Raw genomic sequence first — 21,987 nt, 5'->3', positions numbered from 1 at the left:
AGATGAAAAACTTTACTGTATATCAAAAAGCCGAAAGATAATCTCTTCCGGCCAATTATTTCCTTAATGAATTAATTAATGTCTTCCATGTCGCCCTCTTGGTCCGCCGTGAGGTCCGTGACCATTATGGTGTCTTCTATCTCCCTTAAAAAAATGGTGTCGACCTCTTCCTGGTCCGGCATGACCTAAACGTGGACCGCCTCCGTAGGCTGATCGGTAAACTCTTGGTCCGTTTGCATACTTCACCCGGTGTGTATAATAGCTTCGGTAAGGCTGATTTCCATATACCACAACCTTTCTTCCCTGGCGCAAATCATAACCCCTGTATCTGGCAGGCAAGCTTCTTGATCTGGTCCACCTGTTTCCATTCAGGTATACAAACTGCCGTTGTGGTACATAATAATAGGAGTTTACTTCCGGTAAATAATAATAGTTTACATTTTGGTAACCAGCAGGAACCCATGCAGGTTGTGTGCCAATATTTACATTTAAACTTACCTGAGCATTAGATTGACCGGATGTTAAAGCAACAATTCCTGCAATCGCGGAGATGATGAATAGCTTTTTCATAATAATCTAAATTTAATTTGTGTGTTTTAATTAAATTTCAAATGCTGTGCCAAGATTATGATTGTAACAGATATATGAGAATAGCTCCTTAAAGCAAATTAGCTAAAATTAAAAGATTATATGGACAACTTATCTATCAAAACGTATCGCCTGCTTTTGTTTAGCTTATAATTGCAGAAACTGATTGCTATTATTTTTAGTATTTATTGTTATATTTGAAAACTATTGGGATTGATATTTAAATTATGATTGAACTGGAGTTTTTTTCAAGAAAGGCCAATGATGAACTACTCATTTATCAGATGATTCAGTTTTCTCCTGAAGATCCATGGCGTTTATTGCTGGAAGGGGAGTTGCTGGGCAGCATGGAAAAATCAGAAGGAACATGGCATCAGGTGAGTGGAACAGATTTTTCACCTTCATTTTTAAGGGAATTAGCTGCTTTTATTGATCAGCAAAATTTCAATCACCTGCCTTTGGCTTTAACCTCCAGATGGGGAAATCTGATTCATAAAGTAATTATCAAATCTGACCGGGAATATTTGGTGGTTTGTAAGGCAGATATCAGCTTTAGAAGCTTTGAAGGGATATTTTCAAAGTTTGTATCCGGACTATTAAAAGATGAGTGGTCTGTGACTTTTCAGGTCTTTAACCATGATTTCTCAGACGATTTTACCGTACAGGCAAAACCAACGGTCAGGCAAAAAAACAAGACTGGCTGGGATCAGCAACTTGGCTGATATATTGCCCATCATTCAGGAAGAGCAGCAACAAATCCTGCTAAAAGCTGTTGTATTCCAATGGGAATAAATATTTTGCTCGAAATTGATTGGAAGAATTTTTGGTTAAGGGACCTTGATTTTTCATTGGCACTGGAAATTGGGATCCGTACATTAATCATGTTTACTTTTGTATTGGTGTTTCTGAGGTCATCAGGAAAAAAGGGCGTTCGCCAGCTTAGTATTTTTGAAGTTGCCATCATTATTGCGCTGGGTTCTGCTGCAGGCGACCCTATGGTTAGTTCGGAATCTGCTATTTTACCATCTTTGCTGGTTTTTATCGTTATTCTGCTGCTGTACAGGCTGATTACTTATCTCACGGCTAAAAGCCAGAAAATTGAAATGATCCTGGAAGGAGACCCGATGTATATTGTGGAAGATGGCTTATTTACCATGAAAAAAGACGGTGATGCCAACTTTGCCAAGGATGAATTTTTTGCAGAAATGAGGGTTCAGAATATTGAGCATCTTGGCCAGGTCAGGGCAGCGGTACTGGAAACCAACGGGCAGGTGAGCTTCTTGTTTTATCCCGATGAACAGATTGATTACGGCTTGCCTATCTTCCCAAAACCCTATCATCAAAAAACTGAAAATATTTTTAAGGATGGCCATTATGCCTGTACACATTGCGCCAAAGTGGTAAAAATAGCAACAGCACATATTTGCGAACGTTGTGGTAAAAAGGAATGGGTACCTGCAATTAATACTGTGCGATATACATAATGCCCGAACTGATTATGTAAAGGATATAATTGTAATCACCACCCAGATTACACTGAAAACACCCCCAAAATATACCAAAGGTAAATTTTGCTTCAGGTTTCTTTTGATCAACCCGGCGTAAATCAGCCAGCCAATGAAAACCAGAAAATATAAAGGAACCGCATAAAATAGCATAATTTAAAAATTAGTTTTTGTGATATTCTGAATTTATTATTTCGATTGATCTGATAAATATACCAGTGTTTTCTGATAAATGCAATTGTTTTCAGGGCCGGCTGATGCCTATTGATTCGGATTTATTAAAACTCTACATATAGTTTTTTGTTAGTTAAGCAACTCAATTTTAATTATGAAATATATAAATCTACCCAAGTGGACTATCATTATACCTATACTAGGTATTTTATCTTATTTTTTAACTGGAGTTGAACTAGGTGGCTGGTTCAGGATTATCCTGGCAGGTTTGCTGGTGGGAAGTATTCTGGCTTCGGTACATCATGCGGAAGTAATTGCACACCGGGTTGGTGAACCTTTTGGAACCATTATCCTTGCCCTGGCCATTACTACCATTGAAGTTGGACTGATCGTTTCCTTAATGCTTGCCGGAGGTGATGCCACCCGAGCACTGGCAAGGGATACTGTTTTTGCAGCCGTCATGATTATTTTAACCGCTATTGTTGGTATCTGTTTGCTGCGCGGAGGAATTAAGTTTAAAGAACAGATCTATAAACTACAGGGTGTAAATGCAGCATTGATTACGCTGGCATCCATCCTGGTACTTACCCTTATTTTACCAAATTATACCATTAGCGGTGCGCTTGGAGAATATACCACCAGTCAGTTAATATTTGTTTCTATAGTATCACTGGTTTTATACGGTGGTTTTATTTTTATGCAAACGGTACGCCACAGAGATTACTTTTTACCAAAAGATCCGGCTTCTGAAGAAGAACATGAACATTCACCCAATATTGCAACCACCTTTAGCAGTCTAGCCTTATTAATTATCAGTTTGGTAACGGTAGTGCTGTTGGCCAAGTTTCTTTCTAATGATATTGAAGTGATGGTATTGGCCTTGGGTGCACCACAGTCTGTTGTAGGCGTAATTATTGCGGCTATTGTTTTACTGCCTGAAGGCCTGGCCGCTTACCGGGCTGTAAAAGCAGACAGGCTTCAAACCAGCCTGAACCTTGCACTTGGATCTGCTTTGGCCAGCATCGGTTTAACCATTCCGGCAGTTGCAGCAGTGTCTATTGCTTTTGGGATGCCGATTACTTTAGGTATTGATATGAGTTCTACTGTATTGCTGCTGCTATCTATGATTACCATTATGTTCTCGTTGGCTACCGGTAAAACAAACGTACAGCAGGGAGTGGTATTGCTTGTAATATTTGCTTCCTATCTGTTTTATACCGTAGTGCCTTAGAGCAGTTGAGGTTTTGTTTTCGCTTCAGACCAGAAGGCATATTCATGAATGATTGCCGGTTGTGATTTAATTGCGGTTAATAGTCAGTTTTCGTTTGCTCTTTTCAATACTTTCCAGCGAAGCTGAAATCTCATTTAAAAATAAATCACCTTGTTTTTTAGCAAGAAACGCAGCAACCAGGATCTTAATGCGTTGTGCATAAAAGAATTCAATAAGGATTAAAGAAATGAGGAAGACATAGTGCGTAAAGATGAGTCTGGTATCGGTTTTTCCGTTTAATCCAAGCAGATAGGCAAAGTAATCAAGGATAATCGGAATCAGCAAAATTATTACCATTGAAATTATACCGGTACGAAATGCAGTTTGTTTCTCCGCTTCTGCTACCTGTGCAAGTTGCCTTTCGAGTTTTGATTTTAAGGGCACTTCGCGATTGGTTTTGGACTGATCAAGAGCGGCCAGTTTTTTTCCATAGCTGATATCGCTCTGACTCATCTTTTCTAAAAGTGCAAGTTCATTTTCATTGAGCTGTTCCTGGTCTGCAACAATAGCTTCCTGCTCTGCTATTAAACGATCCATTTCAGCCAGGTCATCCGGCAGGCCAAGATAGAGCTTTTGTTCTACGGCTAAAATCCGGTCGTCAATAGCTTTCCTAATGCTTTTCAATACCTGGTGGTCATTTCTAAAAGCATCTTTCTGAAGATCATGTTGCTCCTGAATTTCGGTAAGTGCGGCCTCAAATTGCAGTGCTTCCAACTCTTCTTCATTTATGGTTAAACGCTGATAAAGTTCTTTAATGAAAGAATAGCGTTCCTTTGCATCAGGTAGTGCTGAAAGTGTTTCCTGATATTGAGAAAAGTGATTGACTGAAAGTGAACGGACGGACATGCGGCTTTATGGTATTAGGCTTTAAAATTATAAAAATTATATCAACACAATGGTCATTCTTCTGTGCAAAAAGACTTGTGCTGCAAAAGTTTTTAGTTGCCAATGAATATCTGCACCATTAAACGGCTGAAAACCATTAAAGTTTTAAGATTATTCTACAGCTTTTAACCTGAATTATAAATTAAGCTTAACTTTAAATGCAAAAGCATTAATATGACACAGAAAACAGAAGTTTGGCAAAGAGGACCAATACCAGAAATTCCTCCGTTACTACAGCCTGTAGCCCATGCTTTGCTGCAGGCCAGGGAAGAACTAAACGAATATCTGAATCAATTTCCGGATGAGCTTCTCTGGGTTCGTCCTGCGGGAATGGCTTCAGCCGGATTTCATTTGCAACACTTAAGCGGCGTGCTGGATCGGGTATTTACCTATGCCAGGGCAGAAGGTCTTTCTGATGAACAGTTCCGGCATTTAAATGCAGAAGGGCATGACAGCACAGGGAAACTTTCTACGCTGATGTTGGTGGAGCGTTTTAATCTTCAGGTGAATCAGGCATTGAAACAATTGACAGAAACATCGGAATCAACTTTAACCGCATATAGGGGAGTTGGTAGAGCCGGTTTACCTTCTACCGTTATTGGATTGCTCTTTCATGCCGCTGAACATACCATGCGCCATTTAGGACAGTTAATGGTTACCGTGGCAGTGGTGAGAAATAACGGAGTTTGAGTGGATTAATTTCAACGTATTATTCATCTTCAATAGTTGAATTTTGGCGGTTGATAAAATACCAGCTCGCCATACCCCATACCAGTAATATAGTAGATATTCCCAACTCGGGCGCAGCTATTGTTTTAGAAAAAAAGACTGAGCCTGTAGATATCAGACAAGCAAGAATGAAAATGGCTATATTTTTCATAACAATCTGATTTAAGGGTGATTAATGTCGTCAATATAAGAAATTATCACTTAAAAACCAAAAATGTCTGGAAATAAAGTTGTTATTTGTTTGATATTGGCGGAAGAAATGGGTAAAGGGCTGGTTTGACTTAATAAGCGGACTCCAGAAGAAAAAAAAGAGAATATTAAGGTTGCTTCAGGTAATTTTTGATAATAATGTGAATTTCTTCTCTTACCGAGTCAACTGGGTTATTGATCAATTTATGCTGCGCTGAATTATATTTTTCAATAAAGGTAGCTTCCCTGGCATTGAATTTCAGATAGCCCTGCTCAAAAAATCTTTCCTCAATGTCTGCTGATGAATCCATAGACCTGAACCATAACTTAATTAACGACTGAGATTGTTTTTCGAGATAAAGCCAATGGAAAATTTCAGCTAAATCTGCACCCTCATGCATATCCAGTCGTTTAAGTTCCATGATAACTAATCCTTCGCCTTCAAAAAAATATAAGATTTGGTATTGTGACAACATTCCGGCAAATGTAGTGGGCTTATCTTATATAATTGAATTTTATTTTTGAACATTTTCAAAATGATTTTACTGATATTGGCTATTGTCTGAAAATCAAAAACTTGCAGCTTTATTTGGCCCAAATCATTATTTGTGCTTAATCCTGACCAAGTATTTAAAGGCACTGTTTTATAGAATTGAAGCAATAAAATTTCATATACGGACCTGGTATCTACATATTGAATCTAAATTTCTGTTTAACAACTGCCCCTAATGAAATGTAATGATGATAGTTGCGGTAAATTCACGTAGATATACTTGTACGCCAATTCTGATTTATATATAGATTTGAGCTTTTAAATTATGCGACTCTGGAAACAATTATTGCTTATTGATGATGATGAAAACATCCGTGAGATGATTCCATTTATTTTTGATCAGGAAAATTATAAAATTGAAACCATTGCTGATATCAGCGATATCGAAAATTTACTTGAGAAGTTCAAACCAGACCTCATCATGCTCGACATTATGCTGGGAGCTGAGGATGGGAGAGTGATCTGCCGGAAACTTAAGCAAATGCCGGCACTGTCTAACGTCCCCATAATCCTGCTGTCAGCAGCAATTATAAATGAAGAAAGTCTGGACTGCGGACATGATCTTCTGATCACAAAACCTTTTGATATTTCCTACCTGGAAAGCATGGTTGAAAAATTATTACAGAAAAGCCTGGATATCTGACCTGCTTTGGTAAACATTTTGTCAAACCTATTGTTTGGGTTATGCCTGTCTACTTAATCAATAGCTTATGATTTATCAACAAAATAGTAATGTAATGCAACAAGATCTTTTTTATCAACTGGGAGAAAAATCCACTGATGGATATTTTGTTTATGATATTATTGATTGTAAATTTTTATACTTCAACACAGCACTGGCATCCATATGGGGTTTAAAGCCTGAAGATATATCAAAATCACCAACTGTCTTATTTGATCGGGTACATCCCGATGATCAGGTTCTGGTTGGCTATTGTTTTCAGGAAATTTCGGCGGAATCTATTTTCAGAAAGTATGAATTCCGGCTGATGCTGGAAAATGAAGATGTAAAGTACTTAAAAATGAGCATTAGCCAAATAAGCGGTGTTCAACATACAACCTTATGCGGCATAGTGGAAGATATCACTGTCGACAGACAAAATAAAATCCTTATTGAAATGATCAATAACCGGAAAAATATTGCGCTTGAAGTGCTTTCTCATGACCTGAAGGAGCCCTTTGGGATGATGAAACTTGCCGCTTCTTCAATGGTTAATGGCATTGAAGATAAAGATGAAACATATTTATCGGAGGGCTTATCTTTTATTATTGAAATGTGTGAAAGGAATATGAAGATGGTCAGAAGCCTGATCAATAAAGAATTCCTGAAATCATCAGAGGTAGAAATTAAAAAAGAACGGACTGACCTGGTATGGGAATTCCGGGATCTGATTCGTTTTTACAGACGATCAAGATTGAAAGAAAAAAAGAACTTTTCATTTAACTGTAAGGCCGACCGCATTTACATCCGCATGGACAGCATGAAATTTCTTCAGGTGTTAAATAACCTGATTTCCAATGCCATTAAGTTTACGGCAGATCAGGGCGAAATTACCCTTACCGCACAGGAAATGGAGGAGACCGTACTGATATCTGTTGCGGATAATGGATGTGGTATTCCTGTTGAGCTGAGGTCAACGCTTTTTGACAGGGGAGAACAGGGCCTTAAACGTGGTTTAAGTGGAGAAGAATCGCACGGACTAGGTATGGGAATCATTAAAGCTATTGTTGATTTACATGGTGGGAAAATCTGGTTTGATACCGAAATAAATAAAGGAACAACCTTTTATATCATGCTTCCAAAATAACATTTAGGTAAATGTTATCGGTCTGGTAAATGACCAGGCTATTTTAAATAAATTATATGATCAGAATTATCTTAGTAGAAGACCATCAGATTGTTCGCAGATCTTTACAGGCGTTGTTAAAGCAACATACTGATTTAGAGGTTGTGGCTGCAGTAGATGGCGCACATGCACTTTTAGAACTTTTAAAAAATGGAACAAAGGCTGATATCGTACTGACAGACGTATCAATGCCGGATATGGATGGGATTCAAATGATCTCAGAAATTTATCTCATCAATACACAGATTCAGGTAGTAATGCTTTCTATCCTTGAAGATGAAAAATATGCGGCGAAATCTTTTGTCGCAGGTGCCCGAGCCTACCTCTCCAAAGATGTGGATGAAACAGAATTGCTATTTGCTTTACGCCAGGTGATGAATGGAAAACGTTATTTATCCTCCGAACTAAGTATTGGTGTACTGGAACGTTTCAATCACCAACTCACCAATATGCCTGAAAAAGGTATGCCCAGACTTGCACTGTCGGAGCGGGAGCAATTGGTTTTAGCTTTAATTGCCAATGGAATGACGAATCAGGAAATCGCTGAACAAGTATTTTTAAGCAGAAGAACGGTTGAAGGCATCAGGCAGGCTTTAATTGACCGAACAGGGGCTAAAAATTCAGCTGCATTAATCCGCTATGCGGTATTAAATGGTTATGTAAGTTAATTTAGGTTAGCAACTATTCACCATACTTTACAAGTATAATTCTCCTGAAAAATCCTGTCATTTTTTCAGGATTTTTTTTGCTTTTATAAAATTAATACCCTGAATCAAACTTTAATTTAAAATGTTGGTTTCTTTTGTATGGATTTTACTCGTGAGCTTAAAGAGATTTATTCCACAGAAATTATAGCGGTAAGAGGTAATTCTGATGCGATTGCCATTACTTTGGTGAAGGAAACTAACTCAAAAAGCTTTATTGCCAAGCTGAAAAGTCGCTTCAGAAATTTAAATCAACCCAGGGTTCTTTTTATCCGCTGTGAGGATGATCATACGATAGAAAAAATTGTTTTGGTTTAATGCCATTTCAATTGCGATCTTGAATAACTGCAAATAATTAAAAAAATACCAGCCAGATGAATGTATCTAATCATAATCATAACCTCTTCCAAACAATAAAATCAACCATCTTATACATTACTGGATTAACTTTACTGCTATTCTTTACCTTTAAGATTATTTCTATTGTATTGCTGGTCATTTTTGCGCTGGTACTGGGAATTATCATCAGTGCACCGGTGAGTAAATTTGAAAAAAAAGGAATGAAAAGATGGCTGGCCAGCCTGATTATTTTTGTGGTTATTTTCGGGGTAAGTATTGGGCTAGGCTGGTTAATTGTCCCGCATATTACCAATCAGCTCGATGTTTTAATCAGCAATTTACCCGGTTATTATACTTCTGCATCCCATCATATCGCATCGGTATTGAAGAATTATCCGGAGTTCAACCGTGAAATCCAGGATAGCGGTGTTTCCATCGGTTCAGCCATCCCGTCGGTAGGAAAGACCATTGTTGGTCTGGGTAATTTTTCTTTCGGCATCATCGGTGGTGTATTTTTGTTTATCGTATTTGTTTGTTTAGTCGTCTTTTATGTAAGTCATCCTAAACCAATTGTTGAATTGTATTTGTCGCTCTTTCAGCCACGTAAAAGAGACAGCGCGAGAAATGCCCTGCAACATACCACTACCATGCTGGTGGGCTGGATGAAATCTAATTTAATCGGAGGTGCCATACAATCTGTTTTGGTATATGCGTTTCTCAGCATTGTAAGTGTGCCGGGTGCATTGGTTTGGGCTGCGCTGGCTTTCTTTTCTGAATTGATTCCCAAACTGGGATTTTATATTATGGCCATCCCGCCAACATTGGTTGCGCTTTCTATTAGTCCGTTAACGGCATTCTGGTGCCTTTTGTTTTTTCTTTTACTCAATGAGCTGGTATCCGATTTTTTGATGCCTAAGCTGCGTTCATCAACCATGAACATCCACCCGGTATCATCACTGGTTATGTTATTAGCCATGGGTGCGGCTTTTGGTTTAACCGGAGCACTTCTGGCTACGCCCATGGCGGCTATTGTTAAAGCTTATTATGAAGAGTTTTACCTGAAAAACCTGCCTGAAGATCATAAAATGGACCATCGAATCGATGAAATAGTTTACCACAAGTAGTTTACATATCATTAAAAAAATACTTTTCATGAAACGTTTTAAAAATAAAATCGCATTAATTACCGGTAGTAGTCAGGGGATAGGTGAAGCCTGTGCATTGCGTTTAGCCAAAGAAGGAGCCGACATCATTTTAAATGGTAGAAAATTCGACGAACGTGGAGAGGAGCTAATTGCCGAGATTAAAGCAATGGGCGGAAGAGCAGAATTTTTAGCTGCTGATGTGAGCAATACTAAAAATGTAATTAAGCTTGTTCATGATGCCATTGATGTTTTTGGTGCACTGGATATTCTGGTGAATAATGCAGGTTTAGAAACAAAAGCAGATTTTTGGGACGTAACGGAAGAAGATTATGACCTGGTGATGGATACCAATTTAAAAGGGGTATTTTTTGGCATGCAGGCTTTTGTTAATTATTGCAGGAAAGAAAAAAGACCTGGTACTATTGTTAATATGAGTTCGGTGCACGAAGAAATAGTTTTCCCGCATTTTGCAGCTTACTGTGCCAGTAAAGGCGGATTAAAGATGCTAAGCCGCAATCTGGCGACTGAACTGGCTCCATTTAATATCAGGGTGAACAATGTGGCGCCAGGTGCCATATCTACCCCCATTAATCAGGATCTTTTAAATAATAAGGAGCAGTTGGAAAAAGTAATCGGAAATATTCCAATGAAAAGGATGGGTACAGTAGATGATGTGGCAGCGGTTGTGGCTTTTCTGGCATCAGACGAGGCCGCCTACGTAACAGGATCAACCTATTATGTAGACGGTGGTTTAACTTATCATTATGAGGAACAATAAATATGTGAACCTTAGTCTTTTCCGCTTTCTCTGTTCAGCTGTTTGTTCAATTCAATAGCGGCACTGATAAGGGCCAGATGCGTAAAGGCCTGAGGGAAATTACCTAAGTGTTCGCCCTTTTTACCCAGTTCTTCACTAAATAAGAGAAGGTGATTAGAATAGCTGATCATCTTCTCGAAATATTCCACGGCTTTATCCAGTTCGCCACTTTTTGCAAGAGATTCGATAAACCAGAAAGAACACATGTTAAATGTGCCTTCTTCGCCTTCCAGGCCATCAAAATTATCTTCACCATTTTTGTACCGGTAAACCAGTACATCTAAAAGCAATTCCTTTTCAATCACTTTCATGGTCGAAAGCCACCTAGGTTCTATTGGCGAAATAAAATGAGTCAGCGGCATTAACAATACACTGGCATCAACCTGCTCTGCGCCTTTATATTGAACCCATGAACCCAGTTTTTCATTCCAGAAATTATGGTAAATATCCTGGTAGATTTCACTTCTGATTTTATGCCATTCTGCTTCGGGATAAGGAAAAGAACGATGCTCCGCAATTTTAATGGCACGGTCCATGGCTACCCAGCACATCAGGCGGGTATGTAAAAATTCTTTTTCTGCGGTCCTGATTTCCCAGATACCATGATCTGGCTTTTTCCAGTTTTTGATTACCTGTTCAATCTGTTTCTCAATGAGCATCCAGAATTGATAGGTAATCGGTTTGTATGACTTATTATAGATATAAATGGTGTCAATCAGTTCACCATAAATGTCAATCTGAACCTGGTTTGCTGCAGCATTGCCAATGCGTACCGGTTTTGATTTACGGTAACCTTCAAAATGTTCCAGTTCTTTTTCTTCGATTTTTGGGTTGCCGTCTATCTGATAGATGAGTTGCAGGTCAATTTTCTGGCAAAGGTTAAAAATCCAGTCCATAAATGCAGTGGCTTCTTCATTAAAACCAAGGGCCAGAAAAGCATACATGGTAAAGGCTGCATCACGGATCCAGGTGAAGCGGTAATCCCAGTTTCTATCACCTCCCAGTGTTTCTGGCAGTCCAAAGGTTGGTGCGGCCACCACAGAACCGAATTCTGCAGAAGTGAGCAATTTCAGTGTAATGGCAGATCGTTTAATCAATTCACCATAATGCCCTTTATAACTCGTTTTGCTAATCCACTTTACCCAAAAATCTTTGGTTTCATGGTAAGCGTGATCAGCATAGTAGGCGAGTTGCTCACCTGCCTCTTCCGGTTTTAAAAATTCGAGTACAATCGTCGCCGTTTCAGACTCCTGGAGTGTAAACTCGGCATAGCCATTTGCCTTTCTCAGTATCAGCGGTACATCTGCAGAAACTTTAATTTTTAATTCTTCATCAGGGCAATCAAAAATGAGGTGATTTTCATGACTATCAGCCTTATACTCGCTTTGTGCATAACCAAACCGGGGTACGCAACTGAACTTAAAATTAATACAGCCCCTGATGGTTTTAATTTTTCTGACAATGGCACTTGTTGATAAGTGTTTACCTTCTGATATGGGCATGAAATCAGTCAGTTCTGCAATTCCGGTATCCGAAAAAAACCTGGTGAGTAAAATGGCCGTACCAGGAAAGTAAAGCTGTTTGGTTGTGAAATTTTCCAGTTCAGGTTCTATGGCACAATAGCCACCTTTCTGCCTGTCGAGCATGGTTGCAAATACAGAAGGCGAATCAAATTTTGGCGCACACATGAAATCAATTGAACCATTTAGTGAAACCAGTGCCACCGTTTTTAAATTTCCGATAATGCCATAGTTTTCTATCGGCTGAAATGGTCTTTTGATGTGATTCATGCTTAAGGTAGTATGATTTAATAAAGTTTACCTTAACAAAGCGAATTACCTACTTTTTGTTTGGTTGTAAATTGGAATTAAGATTTAATACAAAAAAAAATCCCGACTGTGGCCAGCCGGGATCCGTATCTTGATAGGTAAAAATTAAATTAAAAAACCACCGCCTAGCAAATCATTTCCTTCATAAAATACGGCAGACTGGCCTGGTGCAATGGCCGAAACGTTATGATCAAAGACAACACGCATTTTATCCTTCTCCTGAACAATAGTACTTAGCATACCCGCATCCTTATAACGGATTTTGGTGATAACATTATCCATGGGCTCTTCTATGCTGGCATATTTAATCAGGTTAAGATTGCGCACCATGGCCTCCTTACGTTCCAGTTCGTCAGCCCGGCCTAAAACTACAGTATTACTTTCTGGTAATATCTGTGTTACAAACATAGGTTCACCAAATGCTACGCCCAAACCTTTACGTTGGCCAATGGTATAAAACGGATAACCTTTATGTTGTCCAACCACCATTCCGTTGCTTAAAATGAAATTTCCTCCAGCTACACGATCTTCCAGATCTTCTACCTTGTGTTTTAAAAACGCACGGTAGTCATTATCAGGAACGAAACAAATTTCATAGCTTTCTGATTTTTTAGCCAGTTCTTCCTGCCCCATATCCAATGCCATTTGCCTGATTTCTGATTTGGCAAAACTTCCTAAAGGAAACTTGGTGCGTGAGAGGTTTTCCTGCGATACACCCCAAAGCACATAAGACTGGTCTTTATTTTCGTCTTTACCTTTAGAAATTACATATCTTCCGCTGTCTTGCTGACGAATATTAGCATAGTGCCCGGTGGCGATAAATTCGCAATCCAGTTTATTGGCACGTTTTAATAATGCTTCCCATTTAATGTGGGTATTGCATAACACACAAGGGTTAGGCGTTCTTCCGGCAAGGTATTCATCTACGAAATTATCGATTACATAATCGCCAAACTCATCGCGAATATCCAGAATATAATGCGGAAAACCATAGTTAACCGCAAGCGTTCTGGCATCATTTATACTGTCCAGTGAACAACATCCGGTTTCCTTACTGCTGCCCCCTGAACTGGCATAATCCCAGGTCTTCATGGTCAGTCCGATTACCTCATAACCCTGCTCATGCAACATTACCGCTGCTACCGAACTATCAACCCCGCCACTCATGGCCACCAGAATTCTACCGTGTTTACTCATTTCTAAATTATTGCCTGCAAAAATAAGGTTTATTTACCTGAAATTTTTTAAAGCAAGTCAGTTCGTTGTAAAAAGCCGCTGAAGGAGAAGCAGGCCAGCGTAAGGTGTATGCTACATCAAACATCAAATAGATTTTGTGAATATAGGTTTAGATGGATGAAATCTAGAGATATAAAATTAAGTTAAACGTTTTAGTTTTATGTTTAAGTAGATTCCAATTTTAATTTATACCTTAGAATTTTCGTTGAAATTGTTCAATTTAATACATCCATGATCAAAAAAATTATCCTCCCTTGTTTGCTTTTATCGGCATTTTTAGCCACCGCACAACAGAATTTAGTGCAATATGTGAACCCCATTATTGGTGCCTCTAAAATGGGACATACTTATCCGGGGGCAACAGTACCCTTTGGAGCGGTACAGTTAAGCCCTGAAACCGATACTTTATCTTATGAAGTGAATGGAAAGTATAATGGTGATGTATACAAGTATTGTGCAGGTTATAAGTATGAGGATAAAACCATAGTGGGTTTTAGTCATACGCATTTTAGTGGCACGGGGCATTCTGATCTGGGTGATTTCTTAATTATGCCTACGCAAGGTAAACTGCAGTTAAATCCGGGTACGGCAGATCGACCCAAAAGTGGTTATCGTTCTGCCTATGCTCATGCCAATGAAACTGCTGAAGCCGGTTATTATAAGGTAAAGCTGGATGATCATCACATTACTGCAGAATTAACGGCAACCAACCGGGTAGGCATGCATCGGTATACCTTCCCAAAATCAGATCAATCGCATATTATTCTGGATCTTATGGCGGGCATCTATAATTACGAAGATAAAACAGTCTGGACTTACGTTCGGGTAGTTAATGATACCCTGATTACAGGTTATCGCCAAACAAATGGCTGGGCACGTACCCGGACAGTTTATTTTGCCATGAGTTTCTCTAAACCCTTTAAAAGTTACGGAAGAAAGAGCTATGATGCTAAACAGGCCTACCGGGGTTTCTGGGGTAAATTTAACCAGGAGCAGAATTTTCCTGAAATAGCGGGTAAAAAAATTAAAATGTACTTTGATTTTGATACAAAAGAAGGAGAGCAGGTGAAAATTAAGTTTGCGCTATCTCCGGTAAGTCAGGAAAATGCCTTGCAAAATATGCGAACTGAAATTTCAGGGTGGGATTTTGAAAAGGTAAAATCACTAGCACAAGCCATCTGGAATAAAGAGCTGAATAAAATTCAGGTAACCACTTCAAACGCCAATAAAATTAACTTTTATACGGCTTTATATCATGCCTTCATAAATCCAACTACCTATACTGATGTAAACGGCGAATATAAGGGTTTGGATCAGGGTGTTCATAAAGCTGAAGGCTTTACCAATTACACTACATTTTCATTATGGGATACTTACCGGGCATTGCATCCCTTTTTCAACCTGGTGCAGCCCAGTCGCAGCAATGACATGGTCAAATCGATGCTGGCCCATTATGATCAGAGCAGTTTACACATGTTGCCCATCTGGTCACACTACGCCAATGATAACTGGTGTATGAGCGGATATCATAGTGTTTCAGTAATTGCGGATGCTATTATTAAAGGCACTTACAACGGAGATCCAAATCAGGCACTTGATGCTTGTGTAGTAACCGCAAAACACCGGGATTACGAAGGAATAGGTTATTATATGGATAAGGGCTATATCCCGGCTGAAAAAAGTGGTGTATCTGTTTCCAATACTTTAGAATATGCCTACGATGATTGGGCGATAGCACAATTGGCTAAAAAATTAAATCGTACGGATGTTTATAATGAGTTTATTAAGCGTTCAGAAAACTGGAGAAACAATTATGATCAGGCATCTGGCTTTATGCGCCCTAAATTGGCTGACGGAACATTTAAGCAAAAATTTGATCCAAAGGATACCGAGGGGCAAGGTTTTATTGAAGGTAACAGCTGGAATTACAGTTTTTTTGTGCCTCATAATCCCACTTCCCTGATTGAGGTTATGGGGGGTAAAAAGAAATTTGCCGCACGCCTGGATTCTCTTTTCAGCATGCACCTGCCGGACGAATTTTTTGCCCACACTGAAGACATTACCCGTGAAGGTATCATCGGCGGTTATGTACATGGAAATGAACCCGCTCACCATGTAGCTTATCTGTACAACTGGACGGATGAGGCCTATAAAGGCCAAGCACAAATCCGCCACATCTTAAACATGCAATACAAACCTACTGCCGATGGCTTAGGTGGAAATGATGATTGCGGACAAATGAGTGCCTGGTATATGTTTTCGGCTATGGGTTTTTACCCTGTAGCTCCGGGATCAGATGTGTATGCGCTGGGTAGTCCGCTGGTGAACAAAGCAGTAATTGAATTAGAAAATAATAAAACATTTACGGTAGAGGCTTTAAGCCAAAACGATAAAAATGTATATGTTCAAAAAGTGATGCTGAATGGTAAAGAGATTACGAATCATAGCATTAAACATACTGATATTACAGCTGGCGGAAAGCTGACTTTTTATATGAGTGCCAAACCTAAAAAATAATATTTAACTGTTTAGGTTTTTGATATGAAACCGCTGGTTTTGCCAGCGGTTTTTTTTGTTCTTCAATTTGTTGATTACATGTTGGGGCATCAACTTAAATGTACTTCAGCCACCATTGCCTGTGCGTTTGTTTATATCTTTTAAACCATTTGCAGGGAAGATAGAGTAACGCTGCAACTGAAAACCAGATCAGATAAACCACCATTAAATTAAAGCCGAAATTAACCGGTCTGAAATAAAACGGAATCTGAACAATATCTTTCCCTGTGAAGCCTGTTGCAAAAAAAGCGATAACCAGAAAAGTATGCAACAGGTAAAAGTGCAATATATAATAGAAGAAGGGGACTGAACCATAAATAGCAAAAATCCGGCTTCCGATATTTTTTAAACGTTCTGAGAAAGCCAAAAACAGCATCGCGGGACCTAAAGTCATGCAGGTATACTGCAGGGAAGGTGGGTACTTACTTACATTTAAAAAAGAAAGCATGTTACGGAAAAGATCAAGATATTCTTTTCTAGGGGCGGGATCGCCATAAAAGTTAATCCATCTTAAAGCCAAAAATAGTAGGGTGGTTAAACAACCTGTGAGGATTAAATTTCTTTTGCGCCGCGCGCCATCATATCCTTTTTTGTACCAGCTGCCTATGGCATAACCGATAAACATGATGCCTGTCCAGGGTAGAATGGCATAAAATACCCCGATTAAATGATGGTCAGATATGGGGAGCACCGTTCCAAATGCGGTAAATACTGCTTTTAATATCATTGCCCAGGTAGGATTTTGAGGTACTGGCAACAGATTTAAGATATTATGCCCAAATACCAGGATTAACCCAATAATTAATACCGTTTTATATGATAATCTGCTTATCAGCCCCAGCAGAATCATGCTCCAGCCAATGGCCCAAATGACCTGCAGAATAATAAAATGATAAAATGGATTAAAGGTTAACCCTAATGACACAATCACAATTTCAACTGCGATAAGCCAGAGCCCACGCTTAATCAGAAATTTACCTGCTATTGCCGGAGTTTTATTTTGAGCAGATAAATAAGCTGATAAACCTGAAAGAAAGACAAATATTGGTGCACAGAAATGGGTAATCCACCTGGTGAAAAACAACGCCCCGGTTGTGGTGGCCGGGTCGAGCGGATTACCTGTTACGGCCGCTATGTGAAAAAAATCACGTGTATGGTCAAGCGCCATAACAATCATTACTATTCCTCTCAGGATATCAATAGATAAGATGCGGTTTGAAGGCAGGGAATGATCTGTATTCATATTTATATAATTTAAAGATATAAAATCCAGATAAAAAAGCATGCTGAATGATTCCGCTTAAATGAAGCATTGATTTAAGCAATGCATGTTTCTTTTTATCTGGTGATCTTGTTGCTCTTTTTATATTTCTGTGGCGGTGATTTAACCGATAAATGCAGCTTTATTTATATTGATTGATGATATATTGCTATTTCAGATCAATTACCCATAATGATTCATAAAATCGATTTAGGAATGTCAAAATGTATGTTTTTAATTTTGATCTTTTAAAAAATATTCTAATATTTGTTAAGTTCTGACCAAATGCCGATTACCTGAATCTTCTTAAGGGCTAACCATGATCGGTATAAAGCGGGATTAACATTTGATAATTTTAAATGCAACACATCATTAAAGTATTAACCGGCTTTTTACTGCTGATTTCCTGCTGGATCAATTCACCTGCACAAGTTAGTAGATTTGAATATTTACAACGTATTAAGATTATCGAAGGTAATATAGATCGTTATTTTTACCTGAAGGATAAGGGACTATACCTGGAAAATATTGGAAAAACCGAAAAACCATATTCTTATTTATGGCCACTTTGTGCATTGATTCAGGCTAGAAATGAAACAGAGGTATTAAAAAATGATCACGGGATGCAGCCAGTGATGAAAGCGATTGATCAGTATTATACCAAAACATCTCCTGCACCAGCCTATCAATCCTACATTGAAAAAAGCAGTCGGTTTTATGATGATAATCAATGGATTGCCATTGCTTACCTCGATGCTTACAGCCGTACCAAAAACAAAGTTTACTTTAACCGGGCAAAAGAAATTTATACCTGGCTTTTAACGGGATATGATGAAAAAACCGGTGGGGGTTTATACTGGAAGGAAGATGAGAAAACCTCCAAAAACACTTGTTCTAATGGGCCTAATATCTTAGTTTCGCTCGGATTATATCAGGCTACCGAGGAAAAGAAGTATCTGGATACAGCGTTAATGGTCTATAACTGGACAAATAAAACCTTGAGGGGGCCTGATGGTATTTATTTTGATGCCATAAAGGTTTCATCATTAAAAATAGATTCTGCTACCTACACTTACAATACGGGTACGATGCTGGAATCGAATGTGCTGCTATATAAAATCACAAAGAATGAAAAATACCTCAAAGAAGCAAAATTTATTGCCACTGCTGCCGAAAAACGATTTTATAAAAATGGAAAACTGCCGGATCATTACTGGTTTAATGCTGTTTTACTTAGAGGTTACCTCGCGCTGTATTCCGTTGAAAAAAATGCATCACGTCTGGCACTCTTCATTAATGATGCAGAACGTGTTTGGAAAACGGAACGTGATGAAAGAAATCTTTTAGGAAAGGAAACTGATAAAAATTTGTTGCAGCAAGCCGGAATACTGGAAATATATGCCCGGCTGGCGACCTTAAATTTAACCAAATCGTAAAAATATAATTAATGAAAAGAAGAACATTTATTCAAAATACAGGCTTGCTTGGAGCAGGAGTAGTGGCGTCCAAGTTTTCGTTTGCCGCAGACTTTGCTCCGGCGTTTCCGGTAGTTCGCGTTCCGGCAGGAAAAAGGCATTTTCAAAGTAAAGCTGTAGATGATGCTATAAAAACTTTCCAGTCGAAGGTTAAAAATCCTGAGCTGGCCTGGCTATTTGAAAATTGCTTTCCGAATACATTAGATACCACCGTTTATTATTCAGAAAAAAATGGTCGTCCGGATACTTATGTGATCACCGGAGACATAGATGCCATGTGGTTAAGGGACAGCTCGGCTCAGGTTTGGCCATATTTACAGTTCGTAAATGAAGATGAAGCCCTTAAGAAATTAATTGCTGGAGTGATCAATCATCAAACGAAATGTGTGCTGAAAGATCCTTATGCCAATGCTTTTTATGGCGATGCCAATAAAGTTGGTGAATGGAAAACAGATGATACCGCTATGCAGGCAGGTGTACATGAGCGTAAGTGGGAAATCGATTCGTTATGTTATCCCATTCGTTTAGCTTATCATTATTGGAAAAAAACAAGTGATAAAGCACCATTTGATGCCAATTGGAAGAAAGGTATAGAAACCATTCTAAAAACCTTCAAAGAGCAGCAACGTAAAACGGATCACGGCCCGTATCATTTTCAACGTGAAACCAACAAACCAACAGATTCACTACCAATGGCTGGATATGGTTTTCCTGTAAATCCGGTCGGATTGATTTGTTCGGCCTTTCGCCCAAGTGATGATGCAACCATTTTTCCATTTTTAATACCTTCAAATTTCTTTGCCGTATCCAGTCTGAAGCAAGCAGCTGAAATGATTAAGGCACTTCAAAGTGATCAAACTTTGGAAAGCAATTTGCTTAATCTGGCGGATGAGGTAAATAAGGCTTTGCAAAAGCACGCAATTGTGGCGCATCCAAAATATGGCAAAATCTACGCTTTTGAAACCGATGGTTTTGGAAGTAATTATTTGATGGACGATGCTAATGTACCCAGCTTGTTAAGTTTGCCTTATCTTGGTGCGATGAGTGCCGATGATCCGATTTATCAAAACACAAGGAAATTTGTGTTGTCTAAAGATAATCCATACTTTTTTAAGGGTACTGCTGCTGAAGGAATAGGCGGACCACATGTTGGTCAGGATATGATCTGGCCAATGAGCATTACGATGAGGGCATTAACATCAAAAGATGATGCAGAAATCAAATATTGTATCAGTACTTTACAAAAAACTCATGCCGGCAAAGGTTTTATGCACGAATCTTTTCATAAAGACAATCCGGCTAAATTTACCCGTGACTGGTTTGCTTGGTCGAACACCTTATTTGGTGAACTGCTATGGAGAACCTACCATGAGAAGCCCTCACTTTTAACCGTTTAATACAATATTTTGCTAAAGGCCATTCATTTTTGTGAAGGCCTTTAGCTTAAAATACATTTCGTTTTCGATCTCGCTGTAAAACGGTATTGGTGCATTTTTCTCAAAAGCCGTCTCACTGGCTTGTCAAGAAAACCAAATTTCTTTACGATTAATGCTTTGCCTTATTAAAAATATGTTCAATTTTGCCAGCGTTTAGGGGAAGCTGGCCTAAAGAATATTTTATTTTCTTGTGAAATTTAAAATGTAGCTCATTAAGCTTGTTTTACCGACAAATTAATTTATATAAATATATCAATATCATGACTGTTTTAAATGATAACATTCCAACATCAACACTACTGGAAATTAAGGTGGGTGATACTATAAGTGATGAAAGTGGATTATCAGGTGTGGTGGTTAATATTGCCATTCAGGAAACTGATGAATTTTTAATGTTAATTTTTGGACTTCAGGAGGGCGGCGAGATTAAGGCAAAAAAACTTCGCCAGGTTTGCTAACCAGAATACCTTCATTACCATTTCCTGGCATTAAGTATTAACATTAAATTTGTTCTTCAATTCGTAAATTTTAATGAAAACTAAACTTTTTGCCTTCATTTTTTCATTGGTATATCTTGTTCAGTTGTATGCAGAAACAGCAGGACATACTTTGCTGAGCCAAGTTTCTAAACCATTCATCATAATGATATTATTGATTTGGTTGTATGTAGCTACTCATCTTAAAGGCCGTTTCCATAAAAGAATATTTACAGGTTTAATTTTCAGTTTGGCTGGTGATATTTTTTTAATGTTACCATCAGGGAATGGAAGCTTTTTTAATTATGGACTGTTTGCATTTCTGCTTTGTCACATCTTCTATATCAGGGCTTTTACACTTGATCATAAATCTAATCCAGAGTTTAGAAGTCCGTTTTTTTTGTGGGGTGCAGGTGCATTAATTATCTTCTGTATGGGCTTATTTTTTTACTTACAACCTCATCTCGGTGCCTGGCAGTTTGCTATTTTAATGTATGCCATCATTATTACATTCATGGCGATTATGGCACTTAACCGTTATGGGAAAGTGAATTTAAGTAGTTTTAAGTTGGTGTTGATGGGCGCATTACTCTTTCTTTTATCAGATAGTGTATTGGCAGTTAATAAGTTTAGCAGGCCTATTCCGCAGGCAGGCATGCTAACCATGGCCAGCTATATGTTAGCGCAATACCTGATCGTTTATGGAACAGTGGTGCGGGAATTGGTGGTGAAGCAAACGGAGATATAGATATATTTGTTTTTTACCCCTGAAGGAGTACTTCAGTGAAATAGTTATCACAGAAGGTACAAATCATAAGGCACAGCGCGTATCAAGCTCAAATTTTATTTCTTTTACAAGTTCTTGGTGTGCGCTGTGTAAATCTCTTTACCCTCTGTGGTGAAAAAATAACTCGCCTAATTTTTTATTCTTTGCGGAAATCTTCTTTTTTTTGCAGTTAAAACTTCCCAAGAT

Annotated in this window: 22 protein-coding genes; 15 read left to right on the top strand and 7 right to left on the bottom strand. The window is 38.6% G+C overall.

What is annotated here, in order from left to right:
* Nucleotides 1-75 precede the first annotated feature (75 nt).
* Nucleotides 76-570 (bottom strand): hypothetical protein, encoded by a 495-nt coding sequence (locus OQ267_RS20985; protein ID WP_265837921.1) that lies wholly within the window; start codon nucleotides 568-570, stop codon nucleotides 76-78.
* Nucleotides 571-815: 245 nt separating this feature from the next.
* Here OQ267_RS20985 and OQ267_RS20980 point away from each other — a divergent pair, with 245 nt between their 5' ends.
* The 3 genes from OQ267_RS20980 to OQ267_RS20970 all read left to right on the top strand — a co-directional run bounded on the left by OQ267_RS20980 (nucleotide 816) and on the right by OQ267_RS20970 (nucleotide 3,498).
* On the top strand, nucleotides 816-1,310 hold the full coding sequence (locus tag OQ267_RS20980; RefSeq protein WP_265837920.1) for a hypothetical protein: 495 nt from the start codon (nucleotides 816-818) through the stop codon (nucleotides 1,308-1,310).
* A gap of 60 nt (nucleotides 1,311-1,370) precedes the next feature.
* Nucleotides 1,371-2,072: a DUF421 domain-containing protein gene (locus OQ267_RS20975; RefSeq protein ID WP_172406569.1), complete on the top strand. Its 702-nt coding sequence runs from the start codon at nucleotides 1,371-1,373 to the stop codon at nucleotides 2,070-2,072.
* A 349-nt stretch (nucleotides 2,073-2,421) separates the two neighbouring features.
* Nucleotides 2,422-3,498, top strand: coding sequence for a calcium:proton antiporter (locus tag OQ267_RS20970; RefSeq protein WP_088302720.1), 1,077 nt, complete (start codon nucleotides 2,422-2,424; stop codon nucleotides 3,496-3,498).
* Nucleotides 3,499-3,564: 66 nt separating this feature from the next.
* On the opposite strand, the gene OQ267_RS20965 is transcribed toward OQ267_RS20970, so the two are convergent.
* Nucleotides 3,565-4,383 (bottom strand): hypothetical protein, encoded by an 819-nt coding sequence (locus OQ267_RS20965; RefSeq protein ID WP_265837918.1) that lies wholly within the window; start codon nucleotides 4,381-4,383, stop codon nucleotides 3,565-3,567.
* Between the two features lie 213 nt (nucleotides 4,384-4,596).
* On the opposite strand from OQ267_RS20965, the gene OQ267_RS20960 reads away from it, so the two are divergent.
* Nucleotides 4,597-5,112 (top strand): DinB family protein, encoded by a 516-nt coding sequence (locus OQ267_RS20960; RefSeq protein ID WP_265837916.1) that lies wholly within the window; start codon nucleotides 4,597-4,599, stop codon nucleotides 5,110-5,112.
* Between the two features lie 19 nt (nucleotides 5,113-5,131).
* Here OQ267_RS20960 and OQ267_RS20955 read toward each other — a convergent pair whose 3' ends face one another.
* Both OQ267_RS20955 and OQ267_RS20950 read right to left on the bottom strand, forming a co-directional pair.
* Entirely contained in the window at nucleotides 5,132-5,302 is a 171-nt protein-coding gene (locus OQ267_RS20955) for a hypothetical protein (protein ID WP_265817843.1), read from the bottom strand.
* 166 nt (nucleotides 5,303-5,468) lie between these two features.
* Nucleotides 5,469-5,816, bottom strand: coding sequence for a hypothetical protein (locus OQ267_RS20950; protein WP_265837914.1), 348 nt, complete (start codon nucleotides 5,814-5,816; stop codon nucleotides 5,469-5,471).
* A 342-nt stretch (nucleotides 5,817-6,158) separates the two neighbouring features.
* On the opposite strand from OQ267_RS20950, the gene OQ267_RS20945 reads away from it, so the two are divergent.
* From OQ267_RS20945 to OQ267_RS20920, 6 genes are all read left to right on the top strand, one after another.
* Nucleotides 6,159-6,536, top strand: coding sequence for a response regulator transcription factor (locus tag OQ267_RS20945; RefSeq protein ID WP_088302712.1), 378 nt, complete (start codon nucleotides 6,159-6,161; stop codon nucleotides 6,534-6,536).
* A gap of 67 nt (nucleotides 6,537-6,603) precedes the next feature.
* Nucleotides 6,604-7,701: a PAS domain-containing sensor histidine kinase gene (locus tag OQ267_RS20940; RefSeq protein WP_265837913.1), complete on the top strand. Its 1,098-nt coding sequence runs from the start codon at nucleotides 6,604-6,606 to the stop codon at nucleotides 7,699-7,701.
* Between the two features lie 56 nt (nucleotides 7,702-7,757).
* Entirely contained in the window at nucleotides 7,758-8,408 is a 651-nt protein-coding gene (locus tag OQ267_RS20935; RefSeq protein WP_088302710.1) for a response regulator transcription factor, read from the top strand.
* Nucleotides 8,409-8,546: 138 nt separating this feature from the next.
* Nucleotides 8,547-8,762, top strand: coding sequence for a hypothetical protein (locus OQ267_RS20930; protein ID WP_088302708.1), 216 nt, complete (start codon nucleotides 8,547-8,549; stop codon nucleotides 8,760-8,762).
* A 56-nt stretch (nucleotides 8,763-8,818) separates the two neighbouring features.
* Nucleotides 8,819-9,907, top strand: coding sequence for an AI-2E family transporter (locus OQ267_RS20925; RefSeq protein ID WP_265817846.1), 1,089 nt, complete (start codon nucleotides 8,819-8,821; stop codon nucleotides 9,905-9,907).
* Nucleotides 9,908-9,935: 28 nt separating this feature from the next.
* On the top strand, nucleotides 9,936-10,706 hold the full coding sequence (locus OQ267_RS20920; RefSeq protein ID WP_265837912.1) for an SDR family NAD(P)-dependent oxidoreductase: 771 nt from the start codon (nucleotides 9,936-9,938) through the stop codon (nucleotides 10,704-10,706).
* Nucleotides 10,707-10,717: 11 nt separating this feature from the next.
* On the opposite strand, the gene OQ267_RS20915 is transcribed toward OQ267_RS20920, so the two are convergent.
* A complete protein-coding gene (locus OQ267_RS20915; protein WP_265837909.1) occupies nucleotides 10,718-12,535 on the bottom strand; it encodes a glycoside hydrolase family 15 protein in 1,818 nt (605 codons plus the stop codon).
* Between the two features lie 144 nt (nucleotides 12,536-12,679).
* The gene (mnmA, locus tag OQ267_RS20910) at nucleotides 12,680-13,771 is read right to left on the bottom strand and encodes a tRNA 2-thiouridine(34) synthase MnmA (protein WP_088302700.1); all 1,092 of its coding nucleotides are present in this window, start codon (nucleotides 13,769-13,771) and stop codon (nucleotides 12,680-12,682) included.
* A gap of 270 nt (nucleotides 13,772-14,041) precedes the next feature.
* On the opposite strand from mnmA, the gene OQ267_RS20905 reads away from it, so the two are divergent.
* Nucleotides 14,042-16,327: a GH92 family glycosyl hydrolase gene (locus OQ267_RS20905; RefSeq protein WP_265837908.1), complete on the top strand. Its 2,286-nt coding sequence runs from the start codon at nucleotides 14,042-14,044 to the stop codon at nucleotides 16,325-16,327.
* A gap of 94 nt (nucleotides 16,328-16,421) precedes the next feature.
* Here OQ267_RS20905 and OQ267_RS20900 read toward each other — a convergent pair whose 3' ends face one another.
* On the bottom strand, nucleotides 16,422-17,609 hold the full coding sequence (locus OQ267_RS20900) for a DUF1624 domain-containing protein (RefSeq protein ID WP_265837906.1): 1,188 nt from the start codon (nucleotides 17,607-17,609) through the stop codon (nucleotides 16,422-16,424).
* A 377-nt stretch (nucleotides 17,610-17,986) separates the two neighbouring features.
* Between OQ267_RS20900 and OQ267_RS20895 the strand changes: the two genes are divergently transcribed.
* The 4 genes from OQ267_RS20895 (at nucleotide 17,987) to OQ267_RS20880 (ending at nucleotide 21,762) form a co-directional block, all read left to right on the top strand.
* Nucleotides 17,987-19,063 (top strand): glycoside hydrolase family 76 protein, encoded by a 1,077-nt coding sequence (locus tag OQ267_RS20895; RefSeq protein WP_265837904.1) that lies wholly within the window; start codon nucleotides 17,987-17,989, stop codon nucleotides 19,061-19,063.
* 11 nt (nucleotides 19,064-19,074) lie between these two features.
* Nucleotides 19,075-20,499: a glycoside hydrolase family 125 protein gene (locus OQ267_RS20890; RefSeq protein WP_265837903.1), complete on the top strand. Its 1,425-nt coding sequence runs from the start codon at nucleotides 19,075-19,077 to the stop codon at nucleotides 20,497-20,499.
* Nucleotides 20,500-20,798: 299 nt separating this feature from the next.
* The gene (locus OQ267_RS20885; protein WP_088302692.1) at nucleotides 20,799-20,996 is read left to right on the top strand and encodes a hypothetical protein; all 198 of its coding nucleotides are present in this window, start codon (nucleotides 20,799-20,801) and stop codon (nucleotides 20,994-20,996) included.
* A 73-nt stretch (nucleotides 20,997-21,069) separates the two neighbouring features.
* Nucleotides 21,070-21,762, top strand: a complete 693-nt coding sequence (locus tag OQ267_RS20880) for a lysoplasmalogenase (RefSeq protein ID WP_265837901.1) — start codon at nucleotides 21,070-21,072, stop codon at nucleotides 21,760-21,762.
* The last annotated feature ends 225 nt before the right edge of the window (nucleotides 21,763-21,987 follow it).

This window comes from Pedobacter sp. MR22-3 (assembly GCF_026240075.1).
In the GTDB taxonomy this organism is placed as follows: Bacteria; Bacteroidota; Bacteroidia; order Sphingobacteriales; family Sphingobacteriaceae; genus Pedobacter.
Note: the sequence above shows the minus strand (reverse complement) of the source record. Positions and strands in the feature narration are given on the sequence as shown.

Bases quoted from the DNA above. Each gene is read 5' to 3' on its own strand.
- OQ267_RS20985 (WP_265837921.1), bottom strand. From the start codon at position 570: ATGAAAAAGCTATTCATCATCTCCGCGATTGCAGGAATTGTTGCTTTA.
- OQ267_RS20980 (WP_265837920.1), top strand. From the start codon at position 816: ATGATTGAACTGGAGTTTTTTTCAAGAAAGGCCAATGATGAACTACTC.
- OQ267_RS20975 (WP_172406569.1), top strand. From the start codon at position 1,371: ATGGGAATAAATATTTTGCTCGAAATTGATTGGAAGAATTTTTGGTTA.
- OQ267_RS20970 (WP_088302720.1), top strand. From the start codon at position 2,422: ATGAAATATATAAATCTACCCAAGTGGACTATCATTATACCTATACTA.
- OQ267_RS20965 (WP_265837918.1), bottom strand. From the start codon at position 4,383: ATGTCCGTCCGTTCACTTTCAGTCAATCACTTTTCTCAATATCAGGAA.
- OQ267_RS20960 (WP_265837916.1), top strand. From the start codon at position 4,597: ATGACACAGAAAACAGAAGTTTGGCAAAGAGGACCAATACCAGAAATT.
- OQ267_RS20955 (WP_265817843.1), bottom strand. From the start codon at position 5,302: ATGAAAAATATAGCCATTTTCATTCTTGCTTGTCTGATATCTACAGGC.
- OQ267_RS20950 (WP_265837914.1), bottom strand. From the start codon at position 5,816: ATGTTGTCACAATACCAAATCTTATATTTTTTTGAAGGCGAAGGATTA.
- OQ267_RS20945 (WP_088302712.1), top strand. From the start codon at position 6,159: ATGCGACTCTGGAAACAATTATTGCTTATTGATGATGATGAAAACATC.
- OQ267_RS20940 (WP_265837913.1), top strand. From the start codon at position 6,604: ATGATTTATCAACAAAATAGTAATGTAATGCAACAAGATCTTTTTTAT.
- OQ267_RS20935 (WP_088302710.1), top strand. From the start codon at position 7,758: ATGATCAGAATTATCTTAGTAGAAGACCATCAGATTGTTCGCAGATCT.
- OQ267_RS20930 (WP_088302708.1), top strand. From the start codon at position 8,547: ATGGATTTTACTCGTGAGCTTAAAGAGATTTATTCCACAGAAATTATA.
- OQ267_RS20925 (WP_265817846.1), top strand. From the start codon at position 8,819: ATGAATGTATCTAATCATAATCATAACCTCTTCCAAACAATAAAATCA.
- OQ267_RS20920 (WP_265837912.1), top strand. From the start codon at position 9,936: ATGAAACGTTTTAAAAATAAAATCGCATTAATTACCGGTAGTAGTCAG.
- OQ267_RS20915 (WP_265837909.1), bottom strand. From the start codon at position 12,535: ATGAATCACATCAAAAGACCATTTCAGCCGATAGAAAACTATGGCATT.
- mnmA (WP_088302700.1), bottom strand. From the start codon at position 13,771: ATGAGTAAACACGGTAGAATTCTGGTGGCCATGAGTGGCGGGGTTGAT.
- OQ267_RS20905 (WP_265837908.1), top strand. From the start codon at position 14,042: ATGATCAAAAAAATTATCCTCCCTTGTTTGCTTTTATCGGCATTTTTA.
- OQ267_RS20900 (WP_265837906.1), bottom strand. From the start codon at position 17,609: ATGAATACAGATCATTCCCTGCCTTCAAACCGCATCTTATCTATTGAT.
- OQ267_RS20895 (WP_265837904.1), top strand. From the start codon at position 17,987: ATGCAACACATCATTAAAGTATTAACCGGCTTTTTACTGCTGATTTCC.
- OQ267_RS20890 (WP_265837903.1), top strand. From the start codon at position 19,075: ATGAAAAGAAGAACATTTATTCAAAATACAGGCTTGCTTGGAGCAGGA.
- OQ267_RS20885 (WP_088302692.1), top strand. From the start codon at position 20,799: ATGACTGTTTTAAATGATAACATTCCAACATCAACACTACTGGAAATT.
- OQ267_RS20880 (WP_265837901.1), top strand. From the start codon at position 21,070: ATGAAAACTAAACTTTTTGCCTTCATTTTTTCATTGGTATATCTTGTT.